Annotated in this window: 21 protein-coding genes and 1 other annotated feature; of the genes, 2 read left to right on the top strand and 19 right to left on the bottom strand. The window is 37.6% G+C overall.

All coding sequences use genetic code 11. The features are described from left to right. Nucleotides 1-298: 298 nt before the first annotated feature. The 6 genes from ACFFGV_RS04440 to ACFFGV_RS04415 form a co-directional block, all read right to left on the bottom strand. On the bottom strand, nucleotides 299-1,513 hold the full coding sequence (locus ACFFGV_RS04440; RefSeq protein ID WP_377345368.1) for a DegT/DnrJ/EryC1/StrS family aminotransferase: 1,215 nt from the start codon (nucleotides 1,511-1,513) through the stop codon (nucleotides 299-301). 35 nt (nucleotides 1,514-1,548) lie between these two features. After that, complete coding sequence (hisD, locus tag ACFFGV_RS04435) at nucleotides 1,549-2,829, bottom strand: histidinol dehydrogenase (RefSeq protein ID WP_446686950.1); 1,281 nt, start codon at nucleotides 2,827-2,829, stop codon at nucleotides 1,549-1,551. A 48-nt stretch (nucleotides 2,830-2,877) separates the two neighbouring features. After that, entirely contained in the window at nucleotides 2,878-4,332 is a 1,455-nt protein-coding gene (locus ACFFGV_RS04430; protein ID WP_377345366.1) for an APC family permease, read from the bottom strand. Nucleotides 4,333-4,546: 214 nt separating this feature from the next. After that, nucleotides 4,547-5,773, bottom strand: a complete 1,227-nt coding sequence (locus ACFFGV_RS04425) for a threonine synthase (RefSeq protein WP_377345365.1) — start codon at nucleotides 5,771-5,773, stop codon at nucleotides 4,547-4,549. Nucleotides 5,774-5,830: 57 nt separating this feature from the next. Next, complete coding sequence (locus ACFFGV_RS04420) at nucleotides 5,831-6,202, bottom strand: Rid family detoxifying hydrolase (protein ID WP_377345364.1); 372 nt, start codon at nucleotides 6,200-6,202, stop codon at nucleotides 5,831-5,833. Between the two features lie 12 nt (nucleotides 6,203-6,214). Next, the gene (locus ACFFGV_RS04415) at nucleotides 6,215-6,871 is read right to left on the bottom strand and encodes a helix-turn-helix transcriptional regulator (protein WP_377345363.1); all 657 of its coding nucleotides are present in this window, start codon (nucleotides 6,869-6,871) and stop codon (nucleotides 6,215-6,217) included. A 330-nt stretch (nucleotides 6,872-7,201) separates the two neighbouring features. Between ACFFGV_RS04415 and ACFFGV_RS04410 the strand changes: the two genes are divergently transcribed. Both ACFFGV_RS04410 and ACFFGV_RS04405 read left to right on the top strand, forming a co-directional pair. Next, nucleotides 7,202-8,206 (top strand): permease, encoded by a 1,005-nt coding sequence (locus tag ACFFGV_RS04410; protein WP_377345362.1) that lies wholly within the window; start codon nucleotides 7,202-7,204, stop codon nucleotides 8,204-8,206. 9 nt (nucleotides 8,207-8,215) lie between these two features. After that, nucleotides 8,216-9,100 carry a TIGR03943 family putative permease subunit gene (locus tag ACFFGV_RS04405; protein ID WP_377345361.1) on the top strand — a complete coding sequence of 295 codons (885 nt, stop codon included), beginning with the start codon at nucleotides 8,216-8,218 and terminating at the stop codon, nucleotides 9,098-9,100. 138 nt (nucleotides 9,101-9,238) lie between these two features. On the opposite strand, the gene ACFFGV_RS04400 is transcribed toward ACFFGV_RS04405, so the two are convergent. The 13 genes from ACFFGV_RS04400 to ACFFGV_RS04340 form a co-directional block, all read right to left on the bottom strand. Further along, a complete protein-coding gene (locus ACFFGV_RS04400; RefSeq protein WP_377345360.1) occupies nucleotides 9,239-10,486 on the bottom strand; it encodes an MFS transporter in 1,248 nt (415 codons plus the stop codon). Between the two features lie 73 nt (nucleotides 10,487-10,559). Beyond that, nucleotides 10,560-11,168 carry a helix-turn-helix domain-containing protein gene (locus tag ACFFGV_RS04395; protein ID WP_377345359.1) on the bottom strand — a complete coding sequence of 203 codons (609 nt, stop codon included), beginning with the start codon at nucleotides 11,166-11,168 and terminating at the stop codon, nucleotides 10,560-10,562. A 485-nt stretch (nucleotides 11,169-11,653) separates the two neighbouring features. Beyond that, on the bottom strand, nucleotides 11,654-12,190 hold the full coding sequence (locus ACFFGV_RS04390; protein WP_377345358.1) for a hypothetical protein: 537 nt from the start codon (nucleotides 12,188-12,190) through the stop codon (nucleotides 11,654-11,656). Nucleotides 12,191-12,394: 204 nt separating this feature from the next. Next, complete coding sequence (locus ACFFGV_RS04385; protein WP_377345357.1) at nucleotides 12,395-12,811, bottom strand: RDD family protein; 417 nt, start codon at nucleotides 12,809-12,811, stop codon at nucleotides 12,395-12,397. Nucleotides 12,812-13,389: 578 nt separating this feature from the next. Next, nucleotides 13,390-14,604, bottom strand: coding sequence for a M24 family metallopeptidase (locus ACFFGV_RS04380; RefSeq protein WP_377345356.1), 1,215 nt, complete (start codon nucleotides 14,602-14,604; stop codon nucleotides 13,390-13,392). 85 nt (nucleotides 14,605-14,689) lie between these two features. Next, a complete protein-coding gene (locus ACFFGV_RS04375) occupies nucleotides 14,690-15,403 on the bottom strand; it encodes a GntR family transcriptional regulator (RefSeq protein WP_377345355.1) in 714 nt (237 codons plus the stop codon). An 80-nt stretch (nucleotides 15,404-15,483) separates the two neighbouring features. After that, nucleotides 15,484-17,043 carry a BCCT family transporter gene (locus ACFFGV_RS04370; RefSeq protein WP_377345354.1) on the bottom strand — a complete coding sequence of 520 codons (1,560 nt, stop codon included), beginning with the start codon at nucleotides 17,041-17,043 and terminating at the stop codon, nucleotides 15,484-15,486. 545 nt (nucleotides 17,044-17,588) lie between these two features. After that, nucleotides 17,589-17,771, bottom strand: a complete 183-nt coding sequence (locus tag ACFFGV_RS04365) for a hypothetical protein (protein WP_377345353.1) — start codon at nucleotides 17,769-17,771, stop codon at nucleotides 17,589-17,591. Nucleotides 17,772-18,025: 254 nt separating this feature from the next. Beyond that, nucleotides 18,026-18,643: a lytic transglycosylase domain-containing protein gene (locus ACFFGV_RS04360; protein WP_377345860.1), complete on the bottom strand. Its 618-nt coding sequence runs from the start codon at nucleotides 18,641-18,643 to the stop codon at nucleotides 18,026-18,028. Nucleotides 18,644-18,669: 26 nt separating this feature from the next. Next, on the bottom strand, nucleotides 18,670-18,939 hold the full coding sequence (locus tag ACFFGV_RS04355) for a hypothetical protein (RefSeq protein WP_377345352.1): 270 nt from the start codon (nucleotides 18,937-18,939) through the stop codon (nucleotides 18,670-18,672). 273 nt (nucleotides 18,940-19,212) lie between these two features. After that, complete coding sequence (locus ACFFGV_RS04350; RefSeq protein ID WP_377345351.1) at nucleotides 19,213-20,454, bottom strand: MFS transporter; 1,242 nt, start codon at nucleotides 20,452-20,454, stop codon at nucleotides 19,213-19,215. 66 nt (nucleotides 20,455-20,520) lie between these two features. After that, nucleotides 20,521-20,784: a binding site (T-box leader), on the bottom strand. A 206-nt stretch (nucleotides 20,785-20,990) separates the two neighbouring features. Further along, nucleotides 20,991-23,261, bottom strand: coding sequence for an ABC transporter permease (locus tag ACFFGV_RS04345; protein ID WP_377345350.1), 2,271 nt, complete (start codon nucleotides 23,259-23,261; stop codon nucleotides 20,991-20,993). Next, nucleotides 23,258-23,959, bottom strand: coding sequence for an ABC transporter ATP-binding protein (locus ACFFGV_RS04340; RefSeq protein ID WP_377345349.1), 702 nt, complete (start codon nucleotides 23,957-23,959; stop codon nucleotides 23,258-23,260). Before ACFFGV_RS04340 ends, ACFFGV_RS04345 begins: the two co-directional genes overlap by 4 nt. Nucleotides 23,960-23,963: the final 4 nt, after the last annotated feature.

The raw sequence follows: 23,963 nt of genomic DNA, 5'->3' as shown, positions 1-23,963 counted from the left end.
GTGTGGATACATTTAATTTGTGCCATAACACATCAACTCCTAACGGTATAATTAATAGTAGTATATCAAATAATGCTTGGAAGCGTTAACTTTTTTAGCATAGTAGTTCGGTTGAGCATCTTATCACAAGATTGAAGGAATGTTGTTATGTAGTCATACACACTTCATTATGAAATAGAGGAATACTATAATTAACGTAAAAAAAAGCACATTCAATATAGAACGTGCTTTTCGTATAACTATCTTGGAATGATACTCTTGTATTTATGCGCTGCTTGGATTCACGACAATTAAACTCTTAATTAAAAACCTCCTGGGATACCTCCCTTATAATGGTTGTGACCTCTATGCAATCCTCTAAAGTGAATGTTAAAGGTATGCGAATATCACATAGATAGTCCAGGATAACATTAGTAGAATTTAAGGAATCTTGTGCATGTATATAATGCCAGCTCTCGTATCTGCTAGTAAATCCTTTAGGCTCCAAGTTTCCAAACCATTTAATCTTAATCCCTCTAGCGTCACAGGTACGAATGAACCGTTTTACAGCCTCTACGTTTGTACTTTTAATGGTGAATTGGAAGGAGGAGCCCACATACTCTTCTTTATCTCTTCTATTAGGCACCCTTATATTCTCATCTTTTCTTAGTTCTTGCTCTATTATCCTATATCGCTCATTCCACCTTTGACACCTTTCTTCTAAGACTGGTAACTGAGCACGAATTAAAGCCGCTACAAGATTTGACATTCGCAAACTAAAATTGGGTATGTTCTTTTTGTATTTTTCAAATACTTCCATATCCGGCTTCCTTAGATGCGATTCATAAAGCATATAGGAACCAGAGTACAAGATTGCCTTTGCTGCTACGTCTTCATTATTTGTAATGAACAGGCCTCCTTCTCCAGAATTTATATGCTTATAGGTTTGAGTTGAAAAACAACCAACTTGTCCAAAGGTACCTGTAAACTTTCCATTCCAGCGGGCTCCCATTGTATGAGCGCAATCTTCTATTAAAGTAATATTTAATCTAGTACATATGTCTACCACTTGATCCATATCCACTATGTGCCCTCTCATATGAGATAACAAAAAATATTTGGCTCCGGATTCTCTCGCTTTAAATTCTAAATCCTCAAGATCTGTGACATAATCCTCATTTATTTCCACAAATATTGGCTTTGCTCCTGCATTTTCTATTGCACCTGGTACAGGGGCTAATGTAAAAGCATTGCATAATATCAATTCCCCTTGCTTTATTCCGAAGCTTTGTAGTGCTACATATAAGGCGCTGCCACAGGAAGCCATCCCTACACAGTACCTAGCTCCAGTATATTCGGAAAAATCTTTCTCTAAAAGACTAACTTCAGATGCTTCTCCTTCTAAAGTATTGTATCGATGTAAACGACCGCTATCTAATAGTTCTAATACCCTCTCTACCCCGTTTTGAGGAATACTTTCCTGCAGCGTAAACTCTTTTGAAAATTGGGTACCTGTTTCGCTTTGATATGTCACAAATAGTACCTCCCGTCAAAATAAAATGCTTCCTTCTATAAAGAAAACTTCTTCTCTCTTAATTCAGCCGTAACAGCGTGAGCAACCATCCCTTCGTATCTGCATTGCCTCGATAATATAGGAGCAATACGTTTACTAGCTTCTTTAGTACACTTTTGGTATGTTACTGTTTTAAGGAATTTCCCTACCCATAAGCCACCGGTGTAACGGGCTGCTTTTCCAGTAGGCAGAATGTGATTCGTTCCAATTCCTTTGTCTCCATAGGTAACAGTTGTTTCTTCCCCTAGGAACAATGAGCCATAATTTTTCAAATTATTCAGATAATAATTACTATACTCAGCCTGTACCTGCACGTGTTCAATGGCATAGTCATTAGCCACTTGTACGGCTTCCTCTCTTGTGTCTACTAGGATAATTTCTCCATTTTCCTCCCAAGATGCTTCTGCAACCTTAGCAGTATCTAATGTAGGAAGCTGCTCTCTAATTTCATGTTGGACCTTCGATGCTAATTCATTTGATGTTGTTATCAATATGGAAACAGCTTGATAATCATGCTCACATTGACCTAGAATATCTGCTGCAATTAGAACGGGATCAGCATCAGCCTCTGCAATGATTAGATTCTCACTAGGTCCCGCAATTTGGTCAATACCCACTTCACCAAATACCTGGCGTTTAGATTCGGCTACAAAGGCATTCCCCGGACCTGCTATAAAGTCGACAGGCTTTATACCTTCTATTCCATAGGCCATCGTACCAATTGCTTGGATACCTCCAAGTGAATATATCTCATCTACTCCTGCTAAATGCAGAGCATAAAGAACACCTGGGTGAATTCCTTCTCCATTTCTAGATGGAGAGCATGCAATCACACGCTCCACTCCAGCAACCTTTGGAGGGATGGTACTCATTTGAACAGAAGACACAATTGGAAAACGCCCTCCTGGAATATAAGCTCCTACATTCTCAATAGGTATCAATTTTTGTCCCAAATACACTCCTGGTTGAATTTCTCTTTCAAATTCAGATAGGCTGTTCAGCTGAGCATTAGCAAACATTCTTACTTGTTCCTGGCAATATTTCGTATCTTGCTTAAATGTTTCAGGTACTTTGTTTATTGATTCATAGATTTCTTCGTTAGAAACTTTGAAGGAATCTGGATTCCATCCATCGAATTTTTCTGATAATCTCCTAACTGCTGCTTCCCCGTCATCTTTAATATTGGTTAATTCTTTCATTACAATATCTCTTACATTCCCACCTTTTTGTTCTGATTGAATATTTTTTTCCTTAAGATATGTCACCACTTGTTTCATCTCCCATCCTAATTAGGTTAAATACATTCTTTTTTAATGTGCTATCAGTTACTTTGTGCCTGTTTTCCTGATAGAGTCTGTTTTTCGCTCATCCTGGAGCACTTCTTTGCCGAGAATATAATAATCCAGCTCCTTCTTAGGAATGTTTCTATATCTTCTACCGTTAAATAGATAAAACAAAACACCAAGAAATATCCATGCAAACAGTGCAATTAAGGAAGGTAAAGCAAGAAAAGCTGGAGATCCAGGTATAAATAATAACCCTAAAAAGATTAAACTAATAGTTGCTCCAGTTAAAGAAAACAGCTTTCGAATAGGGTTGTCGCTCCAATTGAAAAATGTATATGCCGAGGCACAAGTATAAACATATGCAATTGCTACTCCAGTAGCAGTCATGTCCACAATCCATAATAATGCCTGCCTGCCAAACCATGGGGAAATGAAACAAAGGATTGCTGCAGTGATTACCCCTATATATGGCGTATTAAATTTAGGGTGTAGCTTGGTGAAGGCGGCAGGTAAAATCTTCGCCCTTCCCATTGCCAACAGCATTCGACTGGACGAAACCATAAAGCCATTGATCCCCGTAAATATCCCCATACAAAGAGCTATTGTCAGGATTACAAGACCGAAGCCTCCAAACAGGTTGGAAACAACATCCCCAGTTCCCCATACCGGCCTCTCACTAACTAGCTGCTGCCAAGGAGCACCCATAGCAGTCGCATAGACCATAACTGCATAAACAATTCCACCGCTAGCCAGACCGAAAATCATCAACTTGAACGCCATCTTTGAAGAAAAATTAAATTCCTCGGATGCCTGAGCAATGTTATTGAAACCGGAATACAGAAATGGTGCTGTTGCAATAATAACTAGAATGGAAGACCATCCACCTATGTCACTATTAAATGCTGGTTGAAGATTAGAAAACGAGGTATCCGAATGTAATGTCATAGCTATTCCAATAAATAGCGCACCTAAAAAAAGAGCCAAGCTGAAAATAAACTGCATTCTACCTGTAATCGTAATACCTTTTATATTCACAAAGCTAAACACAATCAACGATATGCCTGCTAATATTATTTGACTAATATAAATGTCCCAATTGGCCACCGTGTACAAATAACCGATTTCAACCAAATTAGGATACAAGAATTTAAACAGGACAATTATTGCAGACGCATTTAATGCTACAGAGGTAATATAGGACAGCGTAACAAACCAACCACAAATATAAGCATTTATCCGCCCTAATCCCAAGTACGTAAACACAAACTCCCCACCAGAGACAGGAAATTTATCAACCAGGAAACCATAGCTAACTGCAATAACCATAATTAAGAGAGCACCTATTAATACACCTAATATTACCCCTATTGGCCCAGCCTCTCTTATCCAGTCAGTCGGTAAGACAAAGGCTCCCCAGCCTATGGCAGATCCAAATGCAATCGCTACTACCCAGTGTGGCTTTAGTGTCTTCGATAATACATTCCTATTATCCACTTCCCTTACACTTCCTCTCTGAGTCTTCGTTTGAAATACACTCTTTTCCTTTTGTATTGAAGCCCGAGCGGATTTAAGTAGAATGATATACGCATACCTCATCAGAAGTGCTAGATAGGCAGCCGAGTCCTGATGAGGTATGAAGAGGTATGTTTCAATAAATTGGTTTTGATAAGTTTGGCTTCAAAGCTTCACTCTTTGTGTTGTAAACAAATCACTTAACATAGTCTTTTACAATTCTATCCTTAGGCTGTAATATCGGTGCATCTACTTCTACAGTATTTGGGTACTTAATCCCTGCTCCGGTATTTAATACAACCACGCGTTCATCCTGTTTTATCCATTTGCTTTCCCTTAGCTTACGAGCCGCAACAAATGCTGCTGCCCCTTCAGGACACACGAAAGTTCCTTCTTTCGTTGAAATAGTACGTAACTCATCTAGTAACATTTCGTCACTGACAGAAATAGCGCACCCATCTGTTTGTCGTATAGCGTCTAAAATCAGAAAATCTCCTATAGCCTTGGAAACGTTAATGCCAAATGCAATTGTAGAGGCATCCTGCCAAGGCTCAGCGTTCGTTTTCCCTTCTTGCCACGCCTTTACAATTGGGGCACATCCATCAGACTGTACTGCAACAAGCCGGGGCATTTTCTCTCCATTAATCCATCCTAGCTCTTTTAACTCTTGCAGTGCTTTGAATATACCAATTAATCCAACTCCCCCGCCCGTTGGATACAGAATGACATCAGGCAGCTCCCAGCCAAATTGCTCTGCAATTTCTAATCCCATCGTCTTTTTACCTTCAATCCGATAAGGCTCTTTTAATGTAGATGCATCAAATAAATCATAGTCTTTAACTGCCTGTGCTACAATCTTACCTGCATCTCCAATTAAACCATCAACAAGATATAAATTGGCACCAGCTGCTACACACTCTTTTCTTGTAATTTCAGGGGCATCTGTTGGCATAACAATCGTTGACTTAATTCTTGCTCTAGCACTATATAACGACCATGCCGCTCCAGCATTTCCGTTAGTAGGCATAGCCAGTTCTTCTACACCTACTTCTTTCGCTTTAGAAACACCAACTGCTGCACCGCGAGATTTAAAAGAGCCTGTCGGGATTAACCCTTCATCCTTCATGTAAAGATTTGGTATATCCATATCTTCACCTAAGCTAGACATTAGTACCATAGGAGTCATACCCTCTCCCATAGAAACTACATTCTCTATACTTTGGACAGGCAGCATTTCATGGTAACGCCATAAATTAGGTTCTCTTTCCCTTAGTAACTCTGGATAAAATACTTTCTTCATCTCTTCCATGTTATATGAGACTAACAATGGGGATCCACAGCTACATAATTGATTCTTCTCCACTACGTTATAAGTATTGTTACACTTAGGACAATATAAATGAGAGACATAACTATATGTCATGACACAACCCTCCAGTTATTAGAATATTAGTGCTGTTATTGCATACTAACCTTCTAGCTACCTTATAGCGATAGATTCTATTTCTATTAACGCATCTTTTGGAAGCTGTTTTACACCAACCATGGCACGTGCTGGTTTAGAGCTTCCGAAAAAATGATTGTACACCTCGTTCACAACCTCTACCTCAGTAAATGAGGTTACATAAATCGTATTTTTCACCACATCTGAGAGAGATAAATCTGATGCATGTAAAATAGATTGTATATTCTCTAACACTTGCTCTGTCTGGTTTTTAATACCTATTTCCAGCTTCATTGTGTTTGGATTAAGGGGCAGTTGACCTGATATAAACACATGTCCTGCTTTTTCTACCGCTTGTGAATAGGGGCCAATTGCTTCAGGAGCTAAATTCGTTTCAATTGTTTTCATCCTATCCTCTCCTTAATGTGCATTAAAATTTTCTTCTGTTCTTATTTGCTGAAGGTAATTATAAATTGTGTATTTCGATACACCGAGTACCTTTGCTAAGTACTCTGTAGAACCTTTTATTAAAAAAGTTCCTTTCTTCTCCAAAATACGTATAACTTCAATTTTTTCTTCTTTATTCAGCATAGCTGGCGTCTTATTTAACTCTTGTAGTGCATGTTCAATCATATCCTCCACTACATCATGGACCGTAGTATAGAAGCTCTCTTTCTCCACCCTTTGATCATTGAATGTAATAAAATCCTGAATTTCACCTCCCAATTGAATAAGCAAACTTACATCTATATTTACACATAAAGCACCAATAACTTCATTTTCATCATCGTACAAAAATACAGTGGAAGATTTCATAACATGGCCTTTATGAGAAACTGTTTTATAATTAGCAAAATCATCAACATTCGATTCTGCATTCTTTAACTGTTCTAACACTAAACTAGTAATTGGAGAACCAATCTCTCTATCTGTAATAGATCCAGCTAAATGAATAAGAGACTGATCCAAATTACGAAAATCATGGACCGCCACTTCGCACCGAGATCCCATCATTTCGACAAGAATATCGGCGGTCCGTATGGCTTGATCGAAAACCAACTTATTTTTTTCAATCATCATAAAACTCCTAAAGTTTATTTTGCTTACTATTCTTTATTTTCTGAATATTATAGTATCAGTACATGGAATTTTTTGCAACAATTTTGGAAGATTTACAAATTTTTTTTAATAAAAAAATAGCCCCCTATTATTTAGAGAGTTATCCCAAGGAAATACTATTATTTTCCTTCCAAATGCTCAAATGTATATACCTTCTCTTTTTCGATGAAAAGTAAATCACCGAACTAATATAGATAAATAAATAGATTTGCTGGAATAAAGTATTCATAAATTGATCATTATACTCTATAATATAGTAATGATTACGATTTGCGGGGGTGGGTTATCTTGAATAAATATGTACTGCAACCTCTTGTTTATATGATAACTATTATTATATTATTCCTATTTATCATTGTTTTTTTTATAGGAGATTTTATACCTATTGAAAAGATGATTCGTATTCCTACTACTATATTAGATGTAAACACTATTTTTCTAAGTATATTCTTGGAAGCCATCCCATTTGTACTTTTAGGTGTGTTTATTTCTGCGCTGATTCAGGTCTTTATTAAAGAAGAGCACTTGAATCGTTTTGTCCCCTCCAACCCAATACTAGCTATAGTCCCCGCTGTTGTGATAGGGACTATCTTCCCTGTTTGTGAATGTGCTATTGTCCCTATCGTCAGAAGACTTGTAAAAAAAGGAATGCCGCTTCATGTTGGTTTTGTCATATTAGTGTCTGCACCAATTTTAAACCCTATTGTGTATTTATCTACTTATTATGCTTTTCAAAGCACACCGTTTATCGCTCACTCCAGGATGGTTTTAGCTCTTATTTCTGCCATTGCCATTGGCCTGTTAGTGTATTTCTTCTTGGGTAAAAGCAATCAAATGAAAGAGGAGGAGCGACATTTAACTCTAGACCATCATCACCACCAGCAAAGAAGTAAATGGAAGGAAACACTATACCATGCAAGTGATGAATTTTTTGATGTTGGAAAGTTTTTGTTACTTGGAGCTTTCGTAGCCAGTTTGGTACAAGTATTTCTAGACCGTTCTTTATTAGTAGAGGTCGGAAGCGGGACAATTTCTGGGCCAATGGCTATGATGGGGCTTGCTTACATACTATCTCTTTGTTCAGAGGCAGATGCATTTGTAGCTTCCTCCTTTAAAACCATTGCCTCGCCTGCTGCTCTAATAGGTTTTCTCGTGTATGGACCTATGATTGATTTAAAGAATACGATTCTATTGTTCGCTTATTTTAAAAAGAGGTTCATCCTGGCATTTATTCTTATTGTTACCGTTGTAGTATTTTGGATTACTCTACTATATGATTATTGGTACTTATAGGAGGTACTTATGAAGGCTAATCTACACATTTTTATTCGAAACGTCATTCTAACTGGCTTCTCTCTTCTCCTTTTTAAGCTAGTTGTGTCTGGGCAGATATTAAATTTCGTTTCCCCTAAGATGCTACCCTATTTTTATTTTGCGCTAGTTTCGCTCATTGTCTTGTGTTATGTACAGTTTTCTAGGGGAACGGAAGAAGATCAGGATATACACTGTGATTGTAATCATGAACATTCCTATTCCAAATCTTATATTAAATCTCTTTTGTTATATAGTGTTTTTGTCCTTCCAGTCCTAACAGGATTTCTATTTGCTGACCACACATTAGGAAGTTCCATTGCAGCTAAGAAAAGCGTTGCTTTTTCTAGTCAATCAAATGAAACTAATAATGCCATGAACGTGGACAAAGAAAAGGGTATCACAGAAGAAAATGCATCCCCTGAAGCTGCTAGTGGTATTATTACACCTAAAGAGATGTACCCTAAACGCTTCAAAGAAATGAAGGAGTCCCAAACCATCAACCTTACCGACGAAAATTACATTAGTTCTATTTACATCTTGGGAGATAACCCCTCTCTATTTCTAGATAAGCAAATTTCCATGATAGGATTTGTTTACCGTGACACCGTTTTAGATGAAGAAAGGCTTTTGATTGGCAGGTTTGGAGTTTCTTGCTGTGTAGCGGATGCTGGAATAAATGGACTTATGGTGGAAGGTCAAAATATCCATCAGTTTGAGACAGATACGTGGGTGAAACTCTCTGGCGTTCTAACAGAGACCCAATTCAAAGAGTGGACGTTACCCCTTGTGTCTATTACCTCCGTGGAACGTATTGAACAACCTGAACAAGCTTATGTTTATGATAGAATTGATTATGAGAATCTGCAATATTAACAAATAGCTTCTTGTGACGGAGCAAGCTTAAAACGCTCCAGACTTCGAAAAAAATCACAACCTTTCCCCTAAGGCCCTAGCTGATTTATTTTCAATCTATCTTACAGCTCATTACTCATATACTCTCTAATAGAATTATTAGTCAACGTCCCTAAGAATGGGGTAGGCAAAATATAATACAGCAACACTTATTATTAATGGCAAAGAACTCCATGCCATAATTACCTCGATACCCATCCCAATCCCCAATAGAATCGAGGTCGCTGCATAAGAAAACGGAATTAACCCTAAAGATCCCGTACGAATCAAGCTCATAACCCGACCTACTTTTTCATAACTGGAGTACGATTGAACCAACGATATCAATGGGACATTCACACCAGGATTGAGCATACCTATGAAAATAATAATACAAACAGCCGCCATGATAGATGGTGCTTGGCTAAACAAAAGCATTCCTATTCCTTGTAGCGCTATTAAGTATAGTGCATATGCCCCTCTCTTCCGTTGAGGGTTCATCACTCCAATGAGTACAGACCCAAGAACCATTCCTAACGTTAAACCACCTTGTACAAAACTAAACCCTACCGAGCTACCATGAAGTACTCCCTCTACAAATATTGGCAGTCCCATAAGTAGTGGGCCTGATATAAAGAAATTTACAACCACGGTCATCATAAACAACGACCGCAATAAAGGAGACGTCCACGTGTAGGTAAACCCCTCCATTAATTGACGTTTAAAGGGTTGATTTTCATCTTTCTGCTGCTCCTCTTTCTTCCATTTTATAAAGAAAACACTTATCCCTGAAAGACATAAGCAACTTCCAATAAGAAGGAGCACAATGTTGTAACTGAAGTAGGTAATCATTACTCCAGCAAGTAAAGGACCTGTGAATAAAGAAATTTGAATTGCACCTTGAAGCAGGGAATTTGCTCTTGTAAGGTGGTCTTCTCTTACTATTTTGGGAATAAGCGCATCTCTAGAAGGCTCAAACATACCTCCAGCAATTCCAAAAAAGGCTGCGTTTATAGCAAGAACCCAAATAGGAACATCTATAAACAAAAGAAAAAATGCTGCAAGGGCAAACATCAAAATCGCTAACGATAAATCAGATAAAGCCATTATTTTCGTTGGACTGCCTTTGTCAGCAGCTACTCCCCCAATAATCATAGAAACCATCCTCATGATCGTCAAAGAAACCAATATTATCCCAAGAGATGCTTCCATACTAAGTGTTTCTACTACATACCAGGATTGAATGAACATAAACATTGATAAACTGAGGCTTGAAACAACCGTTGTAAACCATAGTAATACAAACGACTTTGATTTCGATAAAGAAAAAGGAGCTTCCAATTCCAGTCTATTCACATTGCTTTCCAAATTTAACCCTCCTATTAATTTTTCTTACACGGTAAATATAATTTTACCGTTAGAATAAAAAAAGAGAACGAAATTAACTGTCTCTTTTTTCCGGTTCGTAGCTGCCTTCCTCCACTTGCAAGCCTAATATATGGAAGTAATATAGCTTAGCTTCTGGAGAAGGGTCTGGTCTTTGTATCTCTGCAAGCTCCTCCATTAATTTTGAAAATTTATTCTGCCAAGCTAGGAAATCTTCCTCTTTAGCATGAATCTCATAGGCACTTGATCGATATTTCCATGCAGCAGGATCCTTAGAGCCAGATTCGTCCTGAAGGGACTCTTCAGGGGCAGCGAGTATTCTTCTTTTGGATTGTTCCAACATACTTACCATCATCTGTCTTACCGTTTCTGTCATATCAGAATATGGAATTAAAGATTGGTCAGGTACAAAGCCTCGAGCCATCGCCTGGTAGAACTTTTGCACAATCCCATTCTTTTCCTCTTTATGAACAATCTCAATCAGATCGTTCTTCTCTAATTCCTTTAGATGATAGTGAATACGAGCTCTTGAGAGATTAAAAACTTCTGATAGTTGCTGACCTGTCTTTGGTTTTTCCATTAGCCTTAAGAGTAAATCCGCACGGAATGGGTCCGCTAGCGCTTTTAACTGTTCATGAGTAGTTAATAACTTAATATCCTTCATTAGGATGGTTCACTCCATTTACTCGGTAAAATTAATTTAACAATAGTATGTAGTAAGTTATGAATATTGTCAATGGAATGATATTCGTTTCATATAATTGTTACTGAATGGTTTTTATCTTTACAGTATGTGTGAATAAAAAGATAATAATAATTCTACTAAGGACGGGGAGAGATTATGAGCGTACTAGTGCTTGGAGCAAGTGGTAAGACAAGTAATGAAAAGACAAATGAATACCCGGGTACTGATTAGAAAGAGTGTGCCCTCCTGTCTGGGTCACCATAATACGTTTAAAGGCATATATGGAAAACCGCATTTGTTAGTATATGAGGCAGTAAAAAGACAGTAAAAAGAGTGTATGAGACTATACTAAAAATGGACTGTCATGGTATTAAGCTAATCCTGATGAGTACAACTGGATATACGAACCTTTTAATGCAAGAAGGAAATTCTTTTTGGGTAAAATTAGTTTTTCATTTAAACAATTAGTTCAGCTGTTCTTCATAGAGTTTATTATCCATGCTGTCATAAATATATAATGTTGCACTTATGGCTTCATTATCTTCTACCTGGTCACCATAATAAAAAATAGATGATCTCGGGGTTGATGTACATTCTATGGAAGAAGCAAAAGTGAGACCATCATCCAATACTATATCGATTAGTCCGCCCTTCTCCAATAATTCCTCATCGTTAATCACAGCATAAATATATGGGGGCGCAATATCAAATTCTACCTTACTATTGTTGTCTTCCAAAGAATGTGTATTACTAGTCAAATCCCCATCTTCATTTTCATGCACTTCATAGAAACCATTCTCATACAGTACAGCTGCACGGTTTAACTCTTCGTTATATCTTTGAGAAGGCTCTAGTATTGCTAATGGCTTAACGTTATTTTCATCTATATATGTTTGCATGTGTGCGTAAGCAGATGTTGTGGATTGCTTGTCATCATTAGTAGAAGAAGGGGAACATCCAACTAAGCACATCACCAAACCTATACTAAATATGTTTCTCATAAACCCACCTTCCGTCAAAAAAACTTTTAAAGGGAGCACTTTAAACAATTTACAAATTGAATACATTGTTAGCTATGCACAACTACCAAGCATTATGGTGATGATACATAAACATATATTATCAACTGCAATTCCATGTTCCAAATACTTGATACTTCTCTTCAACCGACTGCATATCCAAGTTCACTATAAATAGTGTTGTTTTTATTTAGTATAACTTACATAAGTCCTGCTAATTAAATCATGAAGTGCCCTTTTGTCTTCTCGAATATTTATCATAAATATGCTAACGATAGTAGATATGCCTAGAGATGCATACACTAGTAGGAATTTACCAACCACTTCTCTCATTATCATATTTTTATAGGTTAAAGCTTCTCCGTCGATTTGCTTCACTTTAATGCCCAACAATCGCTTACCTAATATATATCCTCTCCATACCAAGGGAAGAATGGTTAAATATAACGTATAGCTAATCTGCCAAATAAAGCTTTGCGCCCATTGATATGCATATTCTCCCTTTATCATAAAAATGACAATGCTAATCAGTGTACTAAGTATTATAAAGTCCAACAAATCAGCTAATAACCTGACTTGGAAACCCGCTGGTCGACTATTCAACTATACCTCTCCCTTTTTCTAATACCCATTCTTCGTTACATCAAGACATCTTTCTCGTTCATAATGAACTGCTGTCTATCGATTCTACTCGCTCATCCCATAATTAAGAATAAGTAATTTAGAAATGCGTACCACCCCAGAGATCCGATACTAATAAAAAATACAAATACAGATAACAGGGAAAGAGAGCGCTTATGGGTACCTTTATTTATTATAAGGTAGCCTGAAAATATCACACTTAAGATGAGGAACACTCCTAGGCCGACATTCCACATATTGGATATTTTTACACCAAAACCAACAAGCGTATTAGCGATATAAAATACATTAACCAGAGTTGCAAAGATTAATAAAAACGCCTTCATGTTAAACGCCTCTTTTCCAAATATTTGTTATATAATATGGTAATTATTTCAGAACTTCCCCCATTTATCAACATGTAAAAAATCAGAAGAAGAATAGTGGATAATGGATACAACTCCCTTGATGTTTCCCTTTGCAATTTTTGCAATAAGCAAAAAAAGCGATCCTTCTCATGGAAGAATCGCTTTTTTAAAAAACAATCTCTTGTTTCCTGCTTATTTTAATAATCGGTGCTCAAACGGAAAATCAGAAAAGTTCTCTACGCCGTTCTCTGTAACAAGTAATTGTTCCTCCAGCTTAACGCCTTCTTTGCCCCCTGGCGATCCGATATAGCTTTCTACGGATAGCACCATATTAGGCTGGATAACTCCGTCGTACCCTTTTTCTTCAAAATCTTGTGGGTACACAATATAAGGATATTCCCCACTCAACCCAGTTCCATGAGCAACAGTAAAATAACGGTTCGGGAAGAACTCATCAGGGATTCTCCAGCTTTTTTCTGCATATTCTCTAAAGGTCATTCCTGGCTTCAGCAGGTCAATATTGTATTGAATTTGTTCATATGCTGTTTGATAGAGGCGCTTTTGTTCCTCTGTTGGCTCACCATCTCCGCATAAGAATGTTCGGCTAATGTCTGTGAAGTATCCAAACGGACCGTTCATATCTGTATCAAATGCAACTAACTCTCCGTCATTGATCACTTTATCACTGCATTCCTGGAACCAGGGATTGGTACGGTGACCCGAGTTTAATAGTCTTGTTTCTACATAGTCTCCACCCTGTGAGATATTAACGTTGTGCAGATGTGCCCAAAGTTCATTTTCAGTAATCCCAGGTTCTAGTGCTTGCTGCATACGGATCATGCCTTCTTCAGCAGTCTTAACGGAAATCTTCTGAGCTTGAATTTCTTGATCATTCTTAATGCTTCGAGCATGTTCAATTGGTTCTTGACCATCTACTACGTCTATACCCAGGTTGGCAAGCTCAATTGCACCAACGGAAGGAACATAGTCAATTGCAAGCTTGTTGTTGCCTCCTGCATGAGTATGGAATAAATCAGCAATTTCCTTCGCCCACTCTTTAGCATTATCATACAGGTTCTCACCAGAGGCAACATACGATAGCGTTGTTGCTGGTCGTACTTCATCGATGGTTTCAATTCCATCAGACAGGTGTTCGCAGTTCGGAAAATCAAATAAAGTTACAGGACCTTCTGTTGGAATGAAGGCATAGCGGGCTGGATTTCGCAGCATAAATACTTGCATGTTACGGCTTCCAGTCGCGTAGCGTAAATTGACAGGGTCAAAAATTACGATACCTCCGTACCCTAGTCGCTTTAATTGCTCCCGTACTCTTCCAAGTCGGTACTGCCTCATTTTCACCAGGTCAATTTGTGTCTTTTCATGACGAATACTCGTTAATTTATTCATGTGAGATTCCTCCGATACTATCATGGCTTGTATTTCTCTTCTGAGTACATATTATAATAAGAAATAACTTATTGCAATACGTAGGTTAACTTTGATCAATTTCGATGCTATATTTAAATGAATAGGTTGTATATTTCGTTTTGCTGTACTCGATAGGATTGGAATCTATACCAAGTGTGGTCCGTTCAATATTTATTAGCGCTTCTCCTGTCGCTACCCCTAATAAATCCGCCTCGTACTGCGTTGCATTACTTGCAGATACATGCTCCTTAATATTGGTATGATAGATGCTATGCTTACCCAATGATGAAAAGATATCAAATTCCGTGTCTGCAATATCTTTGACTACATCACCAATACGTGTTGGAACATACAATTGCTGATAGGCAATAGGCCTACCGTCCGCAATTCGGAGTCGCTCTGCAAAAAACACATCTTCCTCCCCTGATAAATTGAGTTGAAATTTCGCATGATAATGACTTTGACTATTGCCCATTCTTAAGACAGATACAGCCATGTTCTCGCCAATTTCATGATGGATAATACCAGGGTTCCCAAAGTGCTCTTCTGGAATTTCTTTCACTTTTGTTGGGGCACCACGACTTGTTTCGAGAATACCGGTTTGAACAAGCTCTCGGATGGATTGCCTTATTGTAGTACGACTAACATTGTATTGTTCGATGAGTTGACTTTCTGACGGGATCGTATCGCCAGGCTTCCAGACTCCTTCCTTAATATTATTTACTAACTTATTTTTGATTTGGAGATAAAGTGGTAATTTTTTCTGTTGATCGTTCATATCTACAATCCCTTCTATATACATGCTTTATACCTATTTTATAGAAGTACACTAGTCGTTACTAGCTGTTACAATAATCATCAGCTAATCTTATCTTCCTGTTCTTCCTCTAAAGAGGATTGATCTTTTTGGGATAAGTCATGACTGGCGGCTTTGAGAAAAGACATAGCAAGCATTGGCATAATGATCAGAAGTGGAATCCCTCCTACAATACTTGCTGTTTGCAAGGTAGAAAGTCCGCCAAGATACATTAACACGATAGGTAGAATAGACAATGCAAACGCCCAGAATAAACGATTCCATCGCATTGGGTCACCTTTGACCTCTTTCTGGACGACAGAAGCAATAATGTAAGAGCCGGAATCAAATGTTGTTGCTGTAAAGATAACAGCTAATACAATAAAGACCGTTACAATAAACTTGCCAAGTGGTAACATATTGAGAACTCCCATTACTGCTGCTGGTGGCCCAAGGGTTTGAACAGCATTTACAACATCATAAGCACCTGTCATTTCCAGATATATCGCATAGTTGCCTAAAATACCAAAGAATAGTACACTACCTAACGTTCCATAAACTAACGTACCAAGTACTAATTGTCGTATGGTGCGCCCCCGAGAGATACGTGCTACGAATAATCCTACAAATGGGGCAAATACAAGCCACCATGCCCAGAAAAAAACGGTCCATGTTTCTGGGAAACCTGAACGGGAGAAATTACCTAAATTATTGAACGGTTCTGTCCAGGAAGCCATCCTTAAGAAATTAGATCCCATAATTCCTAATGCATTGAAGGTAGTCTCTGCAATGAATAACGTTGGACCTACTAAGAGAACAAATCCTAGTAAGAAAAAGGAAAGCCATAGATTCATATCACTAAGTAGGCGAATACCTCGCTTCAAACCAAAATATGCGCTTAAGGCAAATATGCACGTACATACTATTAATATAAATGCTTTCATAGCTTTTGTTTCTTCTAGTCCAGTCAGGTCATGTAGGCCTGCTGAAATTAAAGGCATTGTTAGACCTAATGTTGTACCCGCTCCTCCTAAAAGACCAAACAAAAATAGGATGTCAATTACATTCCCAAGAATACCATCGACTTTATTGCCTAATAGAGGACGACACGCTTCACTTATTTTTAAGGTAGGTTTCTTACGTACATAAAAAAAGTAAGCCATTGAAACGGCAGGTAATGTGAAGATTCCCCACGGTACTAACCCCCAATGGAAAATCCCGTACGCAGATGCCCAGCTTAATGCTTTATTGGATTCCGGTTCTATTCCCATCGGTGGTGCAGTGTAATAATATACCCACTCAATGGCAGACCAGTACAAAATACTTGCACCAATTCCCGCAGTAAATAACATGGCTGCCCAGGATAAAGTAGAGAATTCAAGGTTTTCCTTTTCGCCTAGTTTAATACTTCCAAATCTACTGAAAGCAAGGTATAGTAAAAAACCAAATATCCCAAGTCCAAAAGAAAGGTACACGAAACTCAAGTTTTTTGTCATCATGTCCTTTAACATTAGTACTACTTCTTTGCCGCCTGTTGGGAAAAGTATGAGGGGCAATGTTACGAAGGTTAATAAAGCTAATGCACCTATGAAAGTAGTCCAATTAATTAGTGATCTGTTCAAGATATCGCTCCTTTATGTAATTATTTCATATTATAATATGTTTTATACTTATTACTATAACAAAAGTATAACCGGTGTATTAACTTATTGTGAAACAGTAAATTTACGAAAAATAAAGGATGAGCGATAATCATAACCATACATATTACCAATATTAGCATTTTACTTCAAAATACTCTGAATAACTTTAATATACGTTTTATACAGACTAAACAGAATAATAGTATTAATACACGTTATCCTTGTGTACGTTCTCCCAGCTACACTAACCTCCTAAAGTAGAGACGCATAGTTGTTTTCTAAACTGTATCGAATACCCTTATGCCCCTTCCTATAACTAGAACCAATATATTAATCATACAAACCCTGCTGCTTTAGGATTTGTCCCTTTTAAGTTCGATTTATATAGTTATGTGATGTACAACAAGCTAATTATCGAAATAGCTGGCAAATACCATATACTAATTCAAACAAAATAAGAGCGATCTCGCTGTTTGAGATTCGCCCCATTCTGGAATAAAGTTGAATATATCTAATTCTTTAAGTTAACTAAACAAAATATTTCCTAATAGACCAAAAAGGATCATTAATACAATGCCTCCATATAGAACATATCCTATTAATCTTATGGGAAGGGGAAGTTTACCCTTGCTTGGCTGAGGATACCCCTCTATCTTCTGCTGGTGGTCTACAACATCATTAAATGGCTTATCATCATCTTTAGACACGGTATCACCACCTCTATATATAATCATTATTCACTTAAAGTAATTAAAAGCGCTGGGAGTAGGATATTTGTAAAAGTTGATTGACGATGTTCTTCTTTCCATTTATGATTCTGCCATTTTGGACATACAAAAGTTCACCGACTATGCTGCCGCAGCTGTTTAACCATCGTTCTTTACTTGTAAAAATGATTGCGGGCCTCCATGACAAAAGAAAACAGAGGACACTTTATACCCCTGTTTTCCTTTTATAACCATTAAGCATTACTATTGTTATAGTTATTCATCACTTTTGGAACATAAGCCATTGTTTCTTCAAACGGTGGGATTCCCCCAAACTTCTCTACATTGCCAGGACCTGCATTATATGCTGCAAGAGCAAGCTCCGTATCTCCATTATATTTATCCAGCATTTGACGCAGGTACCTTGCTCCCCCATTAATATTTTGCTGTGGGTCCATAATATCTACAACGCCTAGCCCTCTTGCAGTGGCAGGCATTAGCTGCATCAAGCCGCTTGCCCCCGCCTTACTGACGGCATTGGGATTATAATTCGATTCTTGTTTAATGACGGCGTGTAAAAGATTGGGATCAACATTATGCTCCCTCGCCGCCGTGTTTATGTATGACTGTATAGATTCAGAGCCAGTGTTATTGGGTGAGCTCATAGACAAATAAGATGCAGTTGGCATAGAAGGCAACGCAGGAGCTGCTCCAGTAGGAATTTGGGTCGTTGGTAATGGAGATTTTGACATTTCACTTGTAAGCATTTGGGAAAACAAAGAAGATACACCCATATCAGAAGAAGGGCTGTTAGTTCCTATGTTTCGTATAGCTTGAAGCTGTGCAAATTGCTGCCACAACTGAATATTAATATTCACGTAACCATCCCCTAAAGAAATCATTTACTACTTATTATAAAGGAAAAACCAGTTAAAAGGGAGATTCCTACAAAAATTAAGGAGATTTTACATTTTTTATATATTATAGATAGGATGAGATTGCTCCAAGACCTATCCACCCTAAGCCTTTCAGTGATGGGTCCTATCCGTTTTTCAGGGAAAGGTATGGCCTGGAAAACGCTCGCTTTCCTGCTGATGAATGGCCAAGCCTCCTCGAAAAATGATGGAGTAAACTCCACCATTTTCCTGTGGGGTCTTGGCTCATCCATTTTTCAGCGGGAGTCTCCCATTTTCCAGGCCATACCTTTGCCGTAATAGGCGAACGGAACCGTCGTTTTTGCAGTCAACTTATTGTATAAGAGGAATATTATCGTATTTATAAAAAAGCTATGTTAAAGGTTATTGTTGATAAATGAGATAAAAAAAGGGGAACCCCGCCAACAGCGTGGATTCCCTTAGTTACTCAACAATCGCTCCCTTTTCTGGAATAACCCGTAGCTGGTTCATTGGAGTTGGTTTATTTAAAGACATTTATCATACTTTCATTTTGCTATCACATCTTGATAAAACTTTAATTTCGAAGGATGAACAGTGTAGAGCAATAGTACAACTGATACAATAAGCATGATTGAAGCTCCGGAAACAACAACAAATCTTATAGATATCAGGTCAGAGACAATACCAAAAATGGCAGTGAATACGATAATAAGTAAGGCTTCGACCAAACTATAAGCACTTCCTATCCTTCCCATAACATCCACAGGTATATTTGTTTGATAAAAGGTATAAAAACCTGTATTAGCAAAGGCAGTAGCAAATGACAGTCCGAAACAACCTACAGAGGCTATTAAAAATGTATTAGATGATGTAAAGACCATATATCCTATTGCAGTTATCATTGAACCCATACCAATTAGCCAAGAGGTAGGGATTTTTTCAACAGTGATTGTGTTTACTAAAGAGCCTACTAATACCCCCGCACCAGCAATACTAACTAACATACCATATTCTCCTTCAGATAAAGAAAGGATCTGAGTGGCAAATGCAGCTTCTAATGAATCCGTAGCTGTCATCATAACGAGCATGGCACTAAATAGAAAATAAATCATCATAATATAAGAATACTTACGGCTAAAACTAATAACAATCTTCCAATCCTCTTTCAATAATTCAACAGATAACTTCCCTCCTGATGCTCTAGCAAGTTGTGTAGACGATTCAACATTAGGCATTCCTATTGTAATAGATGCCGATAAAAATAAGGCAATTGCATTAATATAAATAGTCATATTAGGTGTCCCAATCATAAACATCATTCCTGCTATAGCTGGCCCCGTCAAAAAAGCTCCCGAATCAAGCAAACTACGTAAAGAATTAAATCGTTTTCTTTGTTCTTCTGGTATTAGTTTCGTGATATAAGTCATAGATGTTGGGTGATACATAGAGCTAGCCATCGTGATAATAAAGGTCATACAATAAATATAAGCTAAAGAAGAAAACAAAGGTAATAATGCAATAAGCACTGTTTGAATGAAATTAAGTGCTATCATGAGATATTTCTTGTTCATACGATCTATCAGACTTCCTGACCAAACATTCGTAAACACTGTTGATAGAGCCCTTATAATATACAATCCAGAAACAGCAAGAGCTGATGCTGTTAGGTTGAGAACAATAAGGTTTAAAGCTATAAAATAAACCCAACTACCTACGCTTGAAATACCGATACTCAATAATAAGATGGATGGAAACCGCCATTTTTCTAATAATGTTTTAAAACGCAATTAGATTCCTCCTAAATACTTAACGTTTTGAACAAAATAAAAAATCTCACCCCCAAGACATTTTGTCTTGAGGACGAGATTAGAAATACATCGCGGTGCCACCCCAGTTTATTAATATGTCACCATATTAATCTTATTAGGTACGACAAATAAAATTTGTTTATACCCTATCTCTATAACGGGAGATCCCGTCACACTATCCCTTATAAAAGTTCCAGTGTGAAGCTCTGAGGCTTGCTTCAGTAAATAAATCCTTACTCCTTTTCACCAATCAAGCGGAGCTCTCTGGAAAAGATTACTTTTACCTACTCTTCTCTTCATCGCATTTTAATATTTATATATTATCTAATATTCAATAAATTTTGTAAATAGTTAATTTACAAATACAATGTGGTCAAATTCAGAACAACATATTCACTTCAGATATGCTCCCCATTGCTTGTAAAACTGGAAGGATTACTGTTATCTACATGTATTTCGGAGTATAGCCTTTACATAGAAACTCCGTTCATATTTTGAACGGAGTTTCCTTTCTGCTAATCTTGCTGCTTCTTCAATGCTTCTTGTAAGGAGACCTGTTTGAGCTTTCTTCTAGAGAATGCTAAAGAAACGTAATAAGTGAGCATGATAATGGCAAATCCCACCACAACCATATACCAGCTCAATTGCACCGGAAAGGAAAATCCAGTTTGCTCTACTAATGAAGCCATCATTTGATCAATACTTACAATTCCAATAGGTACAGAAACAATATAGGCTAATACCACTATCGGTGTGTACACATTGACGATTAGCTTGGATATCTCTTTATCCATATATCCCATTACCTTGAATAAAGAAATGGAAGGGGAATTTTCCTCAACTATTAAATTAGTAATCAATGTGAGAACGACAACACCAATGAAGAAGGCAAATACAGAAATACCTAAAATAGCATATCTTGTTAAACTAGATGTACTTTCAAAGCTCTCAATTATATCTTGTTTATTCTCAATAAAGAGTACATCTTGTTCATCAGATGGGTCTTTATTAGTCCATTTAGCAGTATAGGCTTCTTCGGGATAACCAAAGAAACTATTTACCTGTTCCTTCTGATAGTATATGGAATTTCCAATATATAGCTTAGCTATACTGACTATTTCTTTCTCAAGCTTTTGATTGTTTACGCTATTTTCGACTGTAATGGTATCTCCCGCTTCTACATTTAAAATGGTAGCTAACGGCTGACTAATTACGAAGCCTTCTTTTGTAACCATATTTACGGTTTCATCTGCTTCATTTGTCAGTTGAATTAAATTCGTTTCAGGCTCCATTCCATATAGTGTAATACTTGAATCAACATCCTCTTCTTGATCCCCTATTTTGGTTACAGACACCTCATTTGTCGTAAAAGGGCTTGCTGCTTCTTCGGTATTACTTTCTTGCAACGTGGTGTAATGGACAGCATAATCATATGTTAATATTTGTTTATACGTAGAATCGACTAAGTCACTCATAGCTGTAGAAGTAACGAAACCAAACATAAGCAGGATAGTAGAAAACATTACCCCAATCCATATATATACGGCTCTAGTTTTACTTCTAATCATCAAGCGCAGCCTAAACCTAGTTAAGAAGGACCCTTTTTGGAAAATAGGTAGTTTTTCTAGCATAGACTTTTTACCGGTAGACATATCCTTTGGGCTTAAGAGCGTCAAAGGTGATTGTTTCAGCGGCTTCCTGATTACAAAATACGTAATGGCAAGCAGTAATATATTTGGAATAATAAAACCTATAATGAGCACCGTTATATCCCAATCGAAAAATGAGAGACTCGGTAGGTTGTAATAAGTAGTATATAAATTTGTTAGTGGGATGGAAAAGGCTGCCCCTGCGATGATACCAACGATGGTGCCTACTAGTCCGATGACGACAGGAAAGGTCATATATAATTTTAGCAGCTCCTGACGACGATATCCTAGAGCCATTAATGTTCCAAGCTCTTTTCGTTGCATTTCCATTCTACGCTTAAGGATCATTACAGCCATCATAATCGATAAGGCTAAAATGAATAATGGTAAGGTTGTCGTTACTGCTTTCGAGCCCTCTATTTCGGATTCAACGAATTCAATTCGAGGATTGTCATCTGCCTCCAGCCATTTTAGGAGGGTATGGGTACTCGTCAAATTGTCCTTGAACTCTTCGATTTCTTCCTTACTTGCTTTATCTGCAGAAATCTGTGTAATGACATTGCTTCCTAGATTATTAATCGTCTCCTCTGAACCTATGGCAATACCAAACAACTTCGGGTCATTAATGAGGTCACTTTCTCTTTCCAAAATATAAATGTAATCTGGAAGGTACATGAAGCCTGTCACCGTTACTTCTTGTTTTCCAAGAGAGATAGTATCTCCTACTTCTACATCATGTGTATTTGCGAATACTGGAGAAACAGCTATCTCCTTTTCCTTTTTCGGCATTTCTCCTTTAGAAATATATGGCTTGTTTACATGATTACTCACTTCCAGTAACCGAAGTGTTGTATCGTTCGCAAAGTCCAAATCAGTATACATTCTTTTTTCAAGTGTTACATCAAATTCTTCCTCCCATGTAGAGAGCTGACTCCCCTCTACTTGCTCAGAAACAATGAAATGAAAGTCTTCTTGATTATAGGCTTCTTTAAACTCTTCATTTCTGGTTTCCATTGTCGTAATTGCCATGGATAACGCTACATATAACAATATAGAAATGGCTAATAGGACAATTACCCCCATATATTGAAGCTTCTTTTCCTTCATTTGACGGATAACACTCTTCCGTAACATCATACCCAGCTCACCTTCTCCGGAGCGAGAGGTTGTTCATTAAAGTAATTATCCATAATTTCACCGCTTTTCATACGTATTACCGTATGTGCCATTTCTCCGATGCCATTGTTGTGAGTAATAATACAAACCGTTGTACCGTATGTTTCATTAACATATTTTAATAGGGTTAAAATTTTCTTCCCTGTCTCTTCATCTAAAGCACCAGTTGGTTCATCACATAATAAATAAGCTGGATTCTTCACCAGGGCTCTAGCAATGGCCACCCGCTGCTGTTCCCCTCCACTCAACTGAAAAGGGAATTTATCTTTCTTATCCCACATCCCCACTTTTTCAAGAATATCCTTTTGGTCGAGTGGATTTTTACTCAGCTGACTTCCTACTTCTACGTTCTCTGACACCGTTAAGGTAGGAATGAGATTATACTGCTGAAATATGAATCCTAGCGCATGGCGCCTATACTCAGTTACTTGCTTATCTTTCATTTCATCTAACATATAATCACCTACAGAAATGGTGCCACTATCATGACGATCAATTCCACCAATTACATTTAGCAACGTAGATTTCCCGGAACCAGAAGGTCCTAAAATGGCTACTATTTTATTATCAGGAATGTGTAAAGAAGCATTTCGCAACGCATGAACCTCGACTTCACCGCTTTTGTACACTTTGTTTACATTTGTTAACTCGATCCCCATACGC

This window comes from Pontibacillus salicampi (assembly GCF_042434395.1).
GTDB classification, from domain to species: domain Bacteria; phylum Bacillota; class Bacilli; order Bacillales; family BH030062; genus Pontibacillus; species Pontibacillus salicampi.
This window is presented reverse-complemented; position numbering and strand designations above follow the sequence as displayed.